Source organism: Flavobacterium xizangense (assembly GCF_054075145.1).
The window spans coordinates 167,999-182,401 of record NZ_JBSIPG010000001.1; the positions used below are offsets into that span (position 1 = coordinate 167,999).

Consider the following 14,403-nt stretch of genomic DNA (forward strand, 5'->3'; position numbering starts at 1 on the left):
CACCTATAAAAACTTAGATAATTTAGGACTTAATAAAACACATATTGATTATTTACTAATAACAAATTATCTCCTGTCTTGTCGTCAATATAATTCTCAAAAAAAATAGACGAGTTCAGTTTTAGTTCTTTATATTCGAAAGTGTTTAAATTGTAGAATTTAATAGTTTGGTCTGTGCTGAAAATTATAGTTTTGTCTAAAACATTTATATATACATCATGATCTTTATCAAAATTGAAAGATTTTTTTTCGATTAATTTATTCAAATCTGTGTTTAAAATTGATATTTTGCAAGCAATTTGTTTTTCTGAAGCCGTTTTTTCTATTACATATAAAGTATTATCAATTACAAAAATTTTAAAACTATCAGATTCTAAATCAAATTGCGTTAACTCTTTCCCATCACTTTTATTTAGTTTTATTATTTTATTATCAAAATATACAATATAAAAATTATTGAAATTAATGATACGCAATTGAGAATAAATATTTTTTTGAGGTATTTTCTTTGTCCATGTGACAAAGTTCTCATTATAGCATTCAAGTAATAATTCATCCTCATAGCTTCTTGAAAGTAAAATGGAAGTACGTTCTAAGGGTAGTGAGATATTTGAAGAGAAGGGGTTGATTGAAGTCTCTTCCATTTTATTAACTAAAGTGTGTTGATTTAAATTATAAATAAAATATCCTTCACTTCCTCCATAAAAATATAGATATCCATTAAATGACTTTACCATATTAAAGCTAAATGGATTTTTTAGTGAAATATTTTTCTTATGTTTTGTTAACAAATTATAGTTTATCATATTCTTATTAAACAAACTATTGCTATTTGTTATTATATTATCTGCAAAACTAAATCTTGTATAGATATAATCATTAAATGTATCTTCAATTACTGGAGTAATTGTGCTTTCTTGTATAATCGAAAAGTAAGCTTTGCTATCTTTAGTATATGTCAAACATAAATTATTATCATTTGCAAAAAAATCGATCAATTGATAATCTTTTAGACTCTTTGATATGTCAACTTTTTTTCTTGATATCTTACTTAAAGCCTTTAGTACTTCAGAATTATTTTTATAGTTCTGAAGTACTAAAAAGGCTAAAATGGGCAATATTAATATAAAATTTTTTCTCATAATTAGTACCTCATACTACTATTATAATACTCCATTATTTCTTTGTGTGCTCGTTCAATTTCTTGTTTCTGTTGTGAATTATTATAATATAGGGCTCCAGAAAAACTTTGTTTAGCATGAGAAGAAGTATACAACATTAACATAGGTATGTGAAATCTTCCACTTGCTCCAAAATTAGTTTTACTATCAGTTACGTCAACGTTAAAAACAGAAAAATCTGGAAAAAAATGTTTAGTAACCACCGCTTTTCCTACCCATTCTTTCCTTGAAAGCATATTCATAACAGATAATGAAACTGTACCAGACCATTTAGAGTAAACTTTTGGAGCTACTTTTGTGACTTGTTCTTCTGTAATAAAATTACTATCCCAATCGTACCAATTCTTTACAACTTCACCTTTATAAAGTATTTTACTGAACTTTCCTATTGCATAGTTAGCTATTCCTAAATTTAAATCTTTTAGAAGGTCACCAATAGGAACTGGTGAAAGATTACCTGAAGTAACTCCTTCTTGAAATGTGTCAGCTAATTCATCACAAAGATAAGAAGCTCCAATTGCCCACCTAGAATCAAAACCTTTACTATCAACGTTATGTTGTATCCAATTGTAATAATCTCTGACTATGGCGAAGGAATATACGTCACCTTTTTTGTTAATGTCTGCGTGTTTAAAATAATTTTGCGCTGACAAATTATTCTTCGTAATATAAGACATTGCATTCGACCAAGTTGACGTTTTATTAGATCTGTCACTAGTTAACCACGCACCATCAGAACCATCCATGGTTTTCAAAGCATCTTTACCTTTAGCTGCTGAATAAGTATTATAACTTTCATACTCTTCTAAGCCTTCTAATTCCCTTGAATTAATAACTTTATTTCCACTAAAGCTATATGGCGTATAATGAGGATATTTCTTCGTCAACGGATCAATTGCAAAGAATCGACCCACCCTCGGATCATGCATCCTGAAAGTATAGTTTAGAGAATTCCCATCACCGCCTCTAATTTCATCATCTTTCTCCTGCCCTTGGAACCCGTAACGATACTCTTTGGCATCCTGATGTCTGTTCGGCACCAGCATTCCGAAAGGATAGTAATCTAAACCACACTAAAGCCAATAAAAATAAGAACTCGAGACACAATACAATACCCTAAAAATTGCATAAAAAGGCAATTTTCAGCTTTTCAAAGATAGAAAATTCAGTAAAATTTTAGCCAGTTTTATAAAGTCAGTTTAATTATACAAATGCATGTTTTCATAACATATAATTATCCTTAAAAAACCTACAAGATTTATTTGTAAAAGAATTTTAAAAGTTTATCTTGCCCCCGTTTTAATAAAAAAAATACCACATTGAAAACAAAAGTACTATCAGGCTTTTTGCTGATTTTTCTTAGCTTATTTTTAGCTTCTTTTTCAGATCCTTATGCAATCAAACGCATTTCTGATGCTAACTTCAGATATGAATTCTATACTACCGACAAAAAAATAAAGGTTAAAGACAACAAAATTTATTACTGGTTTAAAGGCGGCACCATCCACAATGCGCAATCGGGTGTTGGCGGCGCTTTACTTGATGATAAATTTGTAAAAATGTATCACAGCAATCAATTGGCAGAACAAGGTCAGTTTAAAGCGGGCCTAAAAGTTGGGCTTTGGAAAACCTGGCATCCAAACGGATTGGTTGAATCTACCATAAAATGGAAAAAAGGTGTACAATGTGGTGAATATTTGCGCTACGACGCAACCGGAAATCTTGCTGAAACTGGAAAATACAGCAACGGCCTAAAAACAGGAAAATGGATTGACTTTGAAAAAAAGGACACGCTCGTTTATAAAAAAGGTGTACTGGTTATCAAAAAAGAAAAACTGTCTAAATCTCAAGAATACAAACTAAAAGAAGAACAAGAAAAACTTGAACAATCTCAAAAACAAGCAAAAGAACTAGAAGCTACTCAAGATTCGAATACGCTTGCTTCATACAAGAAAGAAACGAAAGCAAAAGAAAAAGCCGAAAGAGAACGCCTAGCAAAAGAAAAGAAAGCAGCCAAAGAGAAAAAAGCAGCCGAAAAAGATGCTAAGAAAGATTCAAAAGTCAAAGCTTTCTTTAAAAATCTATTCTCAAAAAAGAAATAAACTAATGATCAAAGCTCATAGTTTATTATATGCAATTTACATTTGCCTGATTGTATCAATTATTTGCGGTGCCTTGTTGTACTTTGCAAATCTGTACAATCAGTTAAATATTTATTACAACCTTCAGGAAGAATTGTACATTCAAAACCAGTCGGTAGTAAACTTTGCTTTGGGAAATAAACTTGAACCGCGGGAAATTCAAAAAGATGAAAATTCAGGCATCGAAGGAAATTACAAAACTAAGTCTTACGGTTTATTGACCCTTTTGCTTGCAGCATCTTCAGCTGGAAACGACACGATACAATCGGCGCATTTTGTTGGAAATTATGCTTCAGACAAAACGGCAATATTTTTAACTAACATTTCTAAATCGCTTTCATACTCGGGAACTGTAATTTTAACTGGAGATAGCGAACTTCCGTCTGATTTTATCGAAACGTCTTATATCAACAATAGTCCGAACAAGCTGACCAAAAACGGAAAAATTACCGTTTCGGACATCAGACTGCCTGAAATAAATCCGAATTTCAAAAAAATATTCGAAAATACCGTAGGTGCAAAAACAACATTGAAAGATATTGAGAAACAAAAAGACTCTCTTTATTACAATTCTTTTTTTAATGAAACCAAAGATATCTTAATCGGTTCATCGATTTCAAACATAATCTTTAAAGGCAATTTTATTCTTCGGTCTAAAGATTCTATACGCGTCAAAAAAAATGCAGTTTTAGAAGATGTCATTCTTATAGCGCCAAAAATTACATTCGAAGCCGGCTTTAAAGGAAATCTTCAGGCATTTGCTACAAAAGGAATTGAAGTCGAAGAAAAAGTAATTTTAAATTATCCTTCTGCGATTTGTGTTTATAACGAAACCGAAGAGGAAAGCAAAATTAAAATTCAAAAAGAAAGTGCGATAAATGGCGTGATAGTTTTTTTTGGAAGCTCACAAGATACATTGGATAAAAACATTGTAGAGATAGCCGAAGAAGGATTAATTGTGGGAGACATATACTGCACCGGAAAATTATCGCTAAAAGGCAAAGTTTACGGATCTGTTTACACGAATCGTTTTTTTATAAAAACAGATGCCTCAACTTACGACAACACCATCAGCAATGTCGAAATCAATTCGAGCAAAAGGCCAGATTATTTTATTTCGATTCCATTATTTTCTAATCAAAAAACAGCCTATGGTATCCTTAAAAAAGTATTGTAGCCTGAAAGCAAACTCCATATTAGAGTCGGTAATTGCCTTGACAATTATATCGATCTGTTTGTATTTTGCTGTTTTGATTTTTGCTTCGGTTTTTACACCACGTACTTCGGCCAAATTTTACAGCACACAAAATAAAGTCAACGAATTGTTTTTTCTATCACAATTAAAAACCGATTCGCTTCAATATGAAAGCAACGATGAAAACCTTCTTATAGAAGAAGAAATTGTAAATGAAAATCTTAAAAAAATTTCGGTTCAATATAAAGACAGCACACAGTTTAAATTTGAAAAAAGTTTTTATGTCGAAGGCAATCCGTAATCAAAAAAATAGTGTGGCCGCCTTTTCAATTGTAGAAACACTTGTAGGAATGGCAATTACGGCAATTATTATGGGAATATTGTTTGCAATATTTTCTATTGTAACCGAAAGAATGATTGATTTTAAAAATCAGAATCAGCTTGTAAATGATCTTAACAGATTTACTTACAGTATTAACAAAGACATATTTGAAAAAGAAAAAATGATCAAAACCGATAATACAATAGTTTTTAAAGGATATGCAGGAGAGCAGGTATTGTACCGTTTTGAAAATGATTTTACAACACGAACCAACGAAACATTTGTAGATACTTTTCAAATAAAATTAAAGCAGATTGTTATCGACACCGTTAGAAACAAATCACAACGCTTATTATTTCAAAAGCTTAAACTGAACATAGAAACCAATGAAAATCAAACTGTACTGAACTTTTACAAAAGGGTTTATGCAAATGAATTACTTCAAAAAATGCCAAAATAATGAGTTTTGATTTAAGTACATATAATACGCCACAAGCAAAAAAAACTGATTTTAAGCTCCCGTCAGATGGTGCTTCATTTCAGTTTTCAAAAAAACTTTCTGACAAGAAAAAGGAAATATTCTATAGAGAATTAGGAATGCTTTTAAAATCAGGTGTTGATTTTAAAAAAGCATTGGAAATTCTTAGCAATCAATCTTCGAATAATTTTGAAAAAGAAATTATACTCGAGATAAAAGAAAAAGTAATTTCTGGAAGAAGTATTTATGAATCAATAAAGGAAACAAATCAATTTTCGGCATACGAATATTACAGCATTCAGATTGGTGAAGAAACTAGAAAATTGGAGGAAGTTCTAGGCGAGCTACAAAAATATTTTAACCGAAAAATACAAATGAAAAGACAGATCGTTTCTGTTTTGACGTATCCTGCAATTGTAATGATTGTGACCGTTTTGGTGCTTTACTTTATGCTCAACAAAGTTGTTCCAATGTTTAGCTCTGTATTTAAACAGTTTGGCAGCGAACTCCCAAAAAGCACTCAAATTATTATAAAAATATCAAATCATTCCGGTGCAATATTCACGCTCTTTTTTGGAACACTTATTGGCTTTGTGATTCTTCATACATTATTGAAAGAAAAACAATTTTACAAAGCTTTCACCTCAAAAGCAGTATTGCGAATTCCTTATTTTGGAAACCTCATCAGAAAAATTTATATCTCTCGTTTTTGCCAGGCAATGAATTTATTGACGACGTCAAAAACGACTTTAATAAACTCTCTATCGCTAACAGCAAAAATGATAGGCTTCTATCCTATCGAAATAGCAATTCAGGATATAAAAGATGACATTACCAGAGGAGCATCATTGCATGAAAGTTTAAAAAAGCATGAAGTTTTTGAAAACAAAATGGTTTCAATGGTTGAAGTTGCTGAGCAAGTAAACCAACTGGAAACTATGTTTGAAAGACTTACAGAACAATATAATGAAGAAATTAGTCATCAAACAAAAATGATAGGAGTGATTCTCGAGCCGATGATCATTATTGTGATTGGTATTATTGTAGGAGTAATTATGGTCTCGATGTACGCACCAATGTTTGATTTAAGTAAAATTATAAATAAATAGTAATAGTTTGATTACAATTTGTATTTTTGCGACCCTCACATTAACATATTTTAATACATAAATGCATACAAATGTCGAAAATGATTAGAAAATTATTAAAAAATAGTAAAAAAGCTACAATTAAAGCATATTCTTTAACAGAGATTTTAATTGTATTATGTATTATCGGAATATTGCTTTTAATGGTTTTGCCAAATCAAACTTCTGTTATTGGCCAAGCAAAAGCAATTGAGGCTCAAGCTATGCTTAATCAAGTTTACGGTTTAGAGAAAAGTCATTTTTATAGACATTCAAAATACTCAAATAGTCTTGAAGAATTAGGATTTGAACAAGAACAAACAGTTGACGAAGGCGGACAAGCTGTTTATAAAATCGAAATAGTAGAAGCTTCAAATGATTCTTTTGTTGCCAGAGCAACCGCGACATCAGATCTTGATGGAGATGGTAATTTCAACACTTGGGAAATCGACAGTAAAAAAATGCTAACAGAAGTAACGAAAGAATAAATTTGAAAATAGCTTTACTTTGTTTGTCATTTAGCTTGTTGTTTGTGTTTTTTCAGGATTGGAAATACAGACATATTCATGTATTGCTCCCAATTGTAATTTTTGTGTCGTCATTTTATCTAATTCAGCTAAAATTTCAACCTCTAAAAAACATAATTTTCAACAGCGTTTTTTTTCTTATAACCTTAACTGTACTTGTTGTCTATATGAGTATTAAAAACAAGCAGTTTTTAAATCCATTCAAAAATTATTTTGGTTTGGGTGATTTGCTTTTTTACTTGGCGGTTACTCCCCTATTTATACTACCAAAATTCATTTTGTTTTTCATCTTATCTATGATTTTTGCCCTTTTGCTACAATTTACCTTCAAAAAGATCATGCGCGAAAATACGGTTCCGTTGGCCGGGTTTGCCGCACTTTTTTTATTTATCGTTATAGCAAAAGATTACTTATCTATTTATCAAAAATTTACGCTGATATAAATTATGCAAGATATTATTGTTCTTTCCGAAAATCAGCATATTGTATCAAGTGATCTTGCGAATCAATATCGAATACTTCCTAAATCAGTTTCAGATAGTACTTTAGAATTGTACATTGATGATTCCTTAAACAATAGCGACACAAAAGAAGAATTAGAACTATTTCTAGGCAAGAACATTATTCTAAATCCAGCTGAATCTTATCAAATAGAAAAAGCACTTTCAATTTATTATCGAAAAGAAAGAATTGCCTCTTCAAACAAATCATTGAATTTTGACAAAGGAGATTTCCTAGAAAATTTGTTGAGCGAAGCAAAATCACTTAAATGCAGTGACATTCATTTTGAAGTCTATGAAAAATCAGCCCGCATTAGATTTAGAATCGATGGACAATTAATTGAACGATACAAGGTTGAATATGAAAATTATCTGGAACTTGTCAACAAGATAAAAATCAGATCTAAACTTAACATTACTGAAAAACGTTTACCTCAAGATGGCCGAATCACTAATGATTCTTTTGACATCAGAGTTTCCATTTTACCAACTCTTTTTGGAGAAAAAATCGTAATGCGTTTGCTCGGACAGGATGCTTCTAACATCGATTTAAATACGTTGGGACTTCAAAAAGAAGAACTGGAACATTATCTAGAAGCTGTAAAAAAACCGAACGGAATTATTTTAATAAGCGGACCCACAGGTTCTGGAAAAACAACAACGCTCTATGCAACCTTGCGATTATTGAATGACAGCCGACGAAACATTGTAACGGTCGAAGATCCCATTGAATACACATTAAAAGGTATCAATCAAGTACAGCTTAAAGAAGATATTGGCTTGACTTTCGCATCAGCATTAAAATCCTTTTTGCGTCAGGATCCAGATGTTATAATGCTTGGAGAAATTAGAGACCCCGAAACTGCTTTAATGGCAATCAGAGCATCATTAACGGGACATCTAGTATTGTCAACAATTCATACCAATTCAGCAATCGGGACAATTTCGCGATTAATTGACATGGGAGTTCCATCTTATCTAATAGCAGAAACGCTGAATCTTTCTGTAGCACAAAGATTAGTTCGAAAACTATGCAATCATTGCAAAAAAGAGGTTGCATTAGCAAAGAAAGACTTTCCAATGAACTTTGAATTTCCTTATGAAATAACATCGTACTACAAAGCTATTGGGTGCAATCAATGTTTTCATACCGGATACAAAGGAAGAACAGCAATTTACGAAGTTTTGCCAATCGATTCAAAAACAGCCGAAGCTGTAAAAAACAATACGCTCACATCGTTATTCAATAACAACGAAAATTATAAATCATTATCAGAAAAAGCTTTTGATATTCTGGCTGAAGGAGAAACAGCTTTAGAAGAAATATATTCTATTTTAATTAACTTATAAATAAATGTTTAAAAAATTAGGTTTCGTACTAATCGTTTTATTTTTTACTAATAGTACAATTGCACAACAAAATACAGCTGAATTGAGCAAACAACTTGATGCTCTTTCTTTACAAAAAAAAGGATTAAATGAGACGATTAAAATAGATGTTTCTGGATTAACATTACGTGATTTTATTTCTTCAATAGCCGAAGAACATCAACTTAATATTGATGTTGATTCCGACTTAAATCAACCTATTTCAAACAACTTTTTTGATGTAACAGTAAAAGATGTTTTTATTCATTTGGTTCAAAAATATGACTTGGAAGTCACTTTCATGAACAATATCATTGTTTTCAAAAAAAGGAAAACCGTTGCTGTAGTAGAAAAGAAAGCTCCAAAAGTTATAGATGTGAGCTATAATGCACAAAATGATTTTTTGTCTGTCAAATTAGAGAATGACACTTTATCAGCTGTTGCAAAAGCAATAATTGACAAGTCTGGAAAAAATTTAATTCTTGCTGCTGAAGTAAAAAACACTCGAGTTTCATCTTATATTTTAAACAGGCCGTTTGATCAAGTTATCGAAATGATGTCAAAATCAAACGACTTAATTGCGACAAAAGATGAAAACGGTTTTTATTATATCGAAAAAAACAAAGATGCATTACTTTCTGGCAATAGCGTTGCTCAAAAGACAAGACCGCAAAAAACGAGTTCTGGGCAACCGGGTTACTATGAAGTTAGTGTAAACAAAAATGGTCTTTTATCAGTAAAAGCCTATATCGCTGATGCTTCTGATTTATTGACCGAAGCGGCAGAAAAACTGCACGTAAATTACTTTTTGTACAACAAACCAGAAAATGAAAAGACGACACTCGTTGCAGACAATATTACCTTTGACGAATTACTTTTTCATATTTTTAAGGGAAAAAAATATACTTACAAAAAACAAGACAATTTATATTTAATTGGCGAAGAAATTTCAGAGGGACTTCGTGCCACAGAGATTATTCAACTAGAAAATAGATCTATTGAATTAGTACTTCCATCTCTTCCCAAAGTTTTCGCTGAGAAACTAGAAATCAAAGAATTTGTAGAATTAAATGGACTAGTGGCTTCAGGCGCAAAATCAATACTTGATGAATTAAAACTTTACATCAAGCAAATTGACAAAATTGTCCCGATGGTTCAAATTGAGGTCATTATTGCTCAATACAATAAATCTCATGATGTACAAACCGGAATGAAAGCTGGACTTGACAAAATCAACAAACAAGTTACGTCTGGAACTGTATATCCTACAACCGATGTTACTGTTAACTCTACATCTGTAAACAGCTTAATCGAAGCGTTCAATGGTTTTGGAATTTTTAAGCTTGGAAAAGTAACTGAAGCTTTTTACCTAAATCTTAAATTATTAGAGAACAATTCAATTGTTAAGGTCGAATCAACTCCAAAAATTGCAACAATCAGTGGACACGAGGCAAAATTGTCTATTGGGGAAACTAGTTATTATTTTGAACAAAGTAATCGTTTAATAAATAGTAATATTGGAAATGATATCTTGAATTCTGGAACATGGAAATCTACAGACGCCAACTTAAGTTTATCTATAAAACCGTTTGTTTCTACAGATGAAAATGTTACACTTACAATTGTTGTAGAAAAAAGTTCTTTCTTAGGAAGAGCTGGAGACACAGCACCTCCAGGCAAAGCGACGCAAAAGTTTGAATCGCTTGTTCGCGTTAAAAATGGCGAAATGATTTTATTAGGCGGTCTCGATGAGTTGAAAAAAGAAGATTCAGGTTCAGGTACTCCATTATTGTCAAGAATTCCAATCATCAAATGGTTTTTCAGCAGTCGTAAAAAAGGAAAAAACAATTCTAAATTGCACATTTTTATTAAACCAACAGTGGTATATTAATGATTACATTTTTATCTAAAATAATAAAACTAAACAATTTGCATATAATTGGAATCGTTAGAAATGATAACGAAGACAGTTATAATGTACTTACTGTTAAGAAAAAAAGAAACAAAATTGAAATCGTCAGTTCAATTTCTTTCGACAATTTCGAACAACTTTCACAAAAGATTGATCTTAAAATCCCTGTTGTTCTTGCTATTGATGGAAAAGGAGTTTTAAATAAAGAAATAGATTTCAATAATGAAAATGATGTAAGCTGGTATAAAAATGTTGACTTTAATTCTATTTATCATACTAGTCTGTTAGGTTACAAAAGCAGTTTCATTAGTTTTTGCAGAAAAAATATCGCCGATGATATAACTGAAAAATTTATAAAAAGAGGCTTTCAAGTAGCTGATTTGTATGTTGGTTCATTCCTATCTGCCTTATTATACAACGCTATAAAAAAAGACAGCATTATATCGAATGATATAATTTTAGAATTTGAGAAGGGAAAATTAGCTAGCTTCACAAAACAACAAGAGGCAAAAAAAACAGAAACTTATACGATTGGAAAAGAAAACATAACAAGTGATTTTCTTCCTTTGTATGGCATTATAATTCATTTTTTCATACAATCTAAAGAAGTTTCTAAAACAAAAAACGACACTTTAAATACAGATGAAATCATCTATAAAAAAGCTTTTAATGTTTTGGGAATTACAATGCTTGTCGGTTTCTTGACAACCTTGTTGATCAGCTTTTTTTTAATTCAATATTACGGCGCAAAAAATGCCCAGTTAAATCTTCAAAATGTTTATTCAAATCAATCTTATCAACTAATACTAGATTTAGAAAAACAAAAAGAAAACAAAGAAAATCTGCTGAAAGAAACCGGTTTTTTATCTACCAAATTTCTTTCATTTTATAGTTATGAAATCATAAAAGGAATTCCGTCTGACATTTCTTTAACCAACTTGAATGTAATTCCGCTTAGTAAAGAAATCAAGGCGACCCAAAAAATTAGTTTTGAGGCACAAACCATAATTGTCAAAGGTGAAACATTTAACGAATCTTCCTTTAACAGTTGGATGATAAAGTTAAAACAAATGGATTGGCTCAAAAATTTTGAAATCATAAGTTTTAAAAAAGACAAGAAAAACAAATCACAGTTTGAAATAAAAATAACGATCAAAGATGTTTGAAAAATATTCCTATAAAAAGAAATTTACAGCCTTACTTGTTGTTTTTGTAATGTTGTCAATAACTGCCTACAAAAGATCTTTTCATACACTGTTTCAAGTTCTAAACGAATATAAAACTTTGTCTGAAAAAACAAATGATATTAATAAGAAAGCCAAAAATACAGGTAAGCTATCACAAGAAATCAAGTACTTAGATCGTGTAATTGGAAAAGAAGGAATTACCAAAGAAATGATACAGCAAGGAATAATCAGTTTTGCATCTACTAAAGATCCTAAAATTTCAATTAATGATTTACAGCCATCTCACATATTTCTTACTGAAAACTACCAAGTCATTAGTAATCAGCTTGACATAACAGGAAACTGTAATCAATTATTAGCATTAGGCTATACTTTTGAAAAAAAGTTTGATTATTCCAGAATTGTCAGCATGAATTATTACACAACTAAAAAGAACAACAATTCGCAAGTCTTGCATTTAAAAATGATTTTTCAAAATTATGAAAACAATAAATAAACTTCTCCTTCTTCTTCTTTTAACATTTATAGCAATATCATGTGAAGATATTTTTGAAGAAGATATATCAAATGATAATATAGAAACAATCTCACCAAAAAATAATACGGTGATTGAGAGTAATGTTGTAAATTTTCAATGGAATGAACTTGATGGCGCTAAAAAATATCGTGTTCAAGTCTTAAATTTAGATGAAACGGTCGTAATAGATTCATTGGTTACTAAAAACAACTTTATCTGCCCACTTTCTCCTGGAAATTACAAATGGAAAGTTCGAGGTGAAAACTTTGCTTACGAATCTAAATATTCAACTGCCTTAGATTTTTCAATAATAACAACTAATGATTTAACAAATCAGCAAGTAATTTTATCAACGCCAGACAATAATATCTATAAAAACGATGCAAACATAACTTTAAAATGGCAAAAATTGGGCGCGGCCACAGGTTATAATGTCGAAGTATTAAATGTAACAACTGGAGAATCTGTTTATTCTTCAGAAAACAAACCCGAAACTACTGTACAACTAAGTACTTCAAATTTGGCAAAAGATGCAGCTTATCAATGGAAAGTTAGAGGTGTAAATATCACTAGTCAGACATTAGTATTCTCGTCAAGAAATTTTAATATCGACACTGTTGTTCCCGGAACACCACAAAATAGTCTTCCTGCCACAAATGCAATAATTTCAAGTAATCAGTCAACAGCTTTTAGTTGGATTTCTCCAACTGATACCGGAACAATCCAATCACCACTTTTGTACACAATTGAATTTTCTAATACCAATACATTTACGACAATACTAACTTCGGTAAACAATGCTTCTACAACGTATCAATATACCTTTACTACAGCCGGTGATTATTACTGGAGAATAAAAACAACTGACGCGGCAGGAAATATAAGTGCATACAGTACTCCATTCAAACTGACTGTAATCTAGAAAACAATGGCAAAAAAAAGAATTAATATAGTTTTAATAATTATAGTTATCGCACTATGGGGGTCTGTTTTATATAGAACCCTCTATCGTTATTTCTCTAGCCAAGAAATAACTAATAATAGCACCAACATTTCTGGAAATATAAAATTCAATCAGATACACAAAGACACCTTTGCCTTAGAAAAAATCTCAAGAGATCCCTTTTTAAACAAGCAAAATCAAGAAAACATCATTCGTTCTCAAAAAGAATACATACCTAAGAATGTAGTTACTTCTCAAAAACCAATTGTAATTGCCAAACCAAAAATAAAGCAATTAATTGTTTGGCCAGCAATATCCTATCACGGATACATTAAAGATTCTAAAGGCGAACTTGCAATTATGAAAATTGACAATAAAATGTATCGTTTAAGAAAAGATGCACTAGTTAACGGCATTTCACTAAAAAAAATATCTCGTGATTCTTTAGAATTAAATTTTAATAGTGAAAGAAAAATAATTACTCGTTTCAAAGTATAAAAACATTTGTGACTACTTCTCATTTGCCGAATCATCAGCATCAACTCTATCTTTTTCTGCTTTTTTGAAATCGTTATTCAGCAAATTTTCCAATTTTTTTTTCTCTCTCTGATTTTTTCTGATGGTCAGCACAACCAAAACCAAAACCAAGATTGCCACAATTACTATTATATTCCAATTGATATCCATGACGCGAATTTTATCCTAAATATAAAGCTTTTTTTGATTTTTGTATATTATCAAAAAGTTAAGCCTGTTATTTAAAAATTTGTAAGAACCCTTTTATTATTTACAAAAAGCAATTTGAAGGCTGTAATTTGAAGGCTTTTTTGCTTTAAAATTAACTATTAAGCAATTTAAACACTGTTTTAGAATATCATTTTAAATAAAAAACAAAAATTTAACCTTAAATTGAGAATTAATCAATATGTTGTTTGTATTTTTGCAAAAAATTTGAGTACAATATTAGTTTAAAGAAGACCAAAGCGTGTTCAAATCTTTAAGAAA

General features: G+C 30.6%; 15 protein-coding genes and 1 pseudogene. 13 read left to right on the plus strand and 3 right to left on the minus strand.

The features are described from left to right. Window positions 1-29: 29 nt before the first annotated feature. Together ACWA1B_RS00670 and ACWA1B_RS00675 are read right to left on the minus strand one after the other, a co-directional pair. A complete protein-coding gene (locus tag ACWA1B_RS00670) occupies window positions 30-1,142 on the minus strand; it encodes a hypothetical protein (protein ID WP_456903857.1) in 1,113 nt (370 codons plus the stop codon). A gap of 2 nt (window positions 1,143-1,144) precedes the next feature. Further along, a pseudogene (locus ACWA1B_RS00675) lies at window positions 1,145-2,230 on the minus strand (hypothetical protein); the annotation flags it as partial. Window positions 2,231-2,500: 270 nt separating this feature from the next. Here ACWA1B_RS00675 and ACWA1B_RS00680 point away from each other — a divergent pair. From ACWA1B_RS00680 to ACWA1B_RS00740, 13 genes are all read left to right on the plus strand, one after another. After that, window positions 2,501-3,283, plus strand: a complete 783-nt coding sequence (locus ACWA1B_RS00680; RefSeq protein WP_456903858.1) for a toxin-antitoxin system YwqK family antitoxin — start codon at window positions 2,501-2,503, stop codon at window positions 3,281-3,283. A gap of 4 nt (window positions 3,284-3,287) precedes the next feature. After that, on the plus strand, window positions 3,288-4,499 hold the full coding sequence (locus tag ACWA1B_RS00685; protein WP_456903860.1) for a hypothetical protein: 1,212 nt from the start codon (window positions 3,288-3,290) through the stop codon (window positions 4,497-4,499). Further along, a complete protein-coding gene (locus ACWA1B_RS00690; RefSeq protein WP_456903862.1) occupies window positions 4,474-4,818 on the plus strand; it encodes a hypothetical protein in 345 nt (114 codons plus the stop codon). The genes ACWA1B_RS00685 and ACWA1B_RS00690 overlap by 26 nt, the downstream gene beginning before the upstream one ends. Next, entirely contained in the window at window positions 4,799-5,299 is a 501-nt protein-coding gene (locus ACWA1B_RS00695; protein ID WP_456903863.1) for a PulJ/GspJ family protein, read from the plus strand. The genes ACWA1B_RS00690 and ACWA1B_RS00695 overlap by 20 nt, the downstream gene beginning before the upstream one ends. Then, the gene (locus tag ACWA1B_RS00700; protein ID WP_456903865.1) at window positions 5,299-6,426 is read left to right on the plus strand and encodes a type II secretion system F family protein; all 1,128 of its coding nucleotides are present in this window, start codon (window positions 5,299-5,301) and stop codon (window positions 6,424-6,426) included. Before ACWA1B_RS00695 ends, ACWA1B_RS00700 begins: the two co-directional genes overlap by 1 nt. 71 nt (window positions 6,427-6,497) lie before the next feature. Next, window positions 6,498-6,932, plus strand: coding sequence for a type IV pilin protein (locus ACWA1B_RS00705; RefSeq protein WP_456903867.1), 435 nt, complete (start codon window positions 6,498-6,500; stop codon window positions 6,930-6,932). Window positions 6,933-7,138: 206 nt separating this feature from the next. Beyond that, window positions 7,139-7,414, plus strand: a complete 276-nt coding sequence (locus tag ACWA1B_RS00710; RefSeq protein ID WP_456903869.1) for a hypothetical protein — start codon at window positions 7,139-7,141, stop codon at window positions 7,412-7,414. A gap of 3 nt (window positions 7,415-7,417) precedes the next feature. Beyond that, entirely contained in the window at window positions 7,418-8,821 is a 1,404-nt protein-coding gene (locus ACWA1B_RS00715; RefSeq protein WP_456903870.1) for a GspE/PulE family protein, read from the plus strand. 4 nt (window positions 8,822-8,825) lie between these two features. Beyond that, entirely contained in the window at window positions 8,826-10,730 is a 1,905-nt protein-coding gene (locus ACWA1B_RS00720; RefSeq protein ID WP_456903871.1) for a type II secretion system protein GspD, read from the plus strand. Next, window positions 10,730-11,917: a PilN domain-containing protein gene (locus ACWA1B_RS00725; RefSeq protein WP_456903872.1), complete on the plus strand. Its 1,188-nt coding sequence runs from the start codon at window positions 10,730-10,732 to the stop codon at window positions 11,915-11,917. The genes ACWA1B_RS00720 and ACWA1B_RS00725 overlap by 1 nt, the downstream gene beginning before the upstream one ends. Next, window positions 11,910-12,434, plus strand: a complete 525-nt coding sequence (locus ACWA1B_RS00730; RefSeq protein ID WP_456903874.1) for a hypothetical protein — start codon at window positions 11,910-11,912, stop codon at window positions 12,432-12,434. The genes ACWA1B_RS00725 and ACWA1B_RS00730 overlap by 8 nt, the downstream gene beginning before the upstream one ends. Then, the gene (locus ACWA1B_RS00735; protein WP_456903876.1) at window positions 12,418-13,377 is read left to right on the plus strand and encodes a hypothetical protein; all 960 of its coding nucleotides are present in this window, start codon (window positions 12,418-12,420) and stop codon (window positions 13,375-13,377) included. Before ACWA1B_RS00730 ends, ACWA1B_RS00735 begins: the two co-directional genes overlap by 17 nt. A gap of 6 nt (window positions 13,378-13,383) precedes the next feature. Further along, complete coding sequence (locus ACWA1B_RS00740) at window positions 13,384-13,896, plus strand: hypothetical protein (RefSeq protein WP_456903878.1); 513 nt, start codon at window positions 13,384-13,386, stop codon at window positions 13,894-13,896. Between the two features lie 12 nt (window positions 13,897-13,908). Here the strand turns inward: ACWA1B_RS00740 and ACWA1B_RS00745 are convergent, their stop codons facing one another. Further along, window positions 13,909-14,085, minus strand: a complete 177-nt coding sequence (locus ACWA1B_RS00745; RefSeq protein ID WP_456903879.1) for a hypothetical protein — start codon at window positions 14,083-14,085, stop codon at window positions 13,909-13,911. Between the last annotated feature and the right edge of the window lie 318 nt (window positions 14,086-14,403).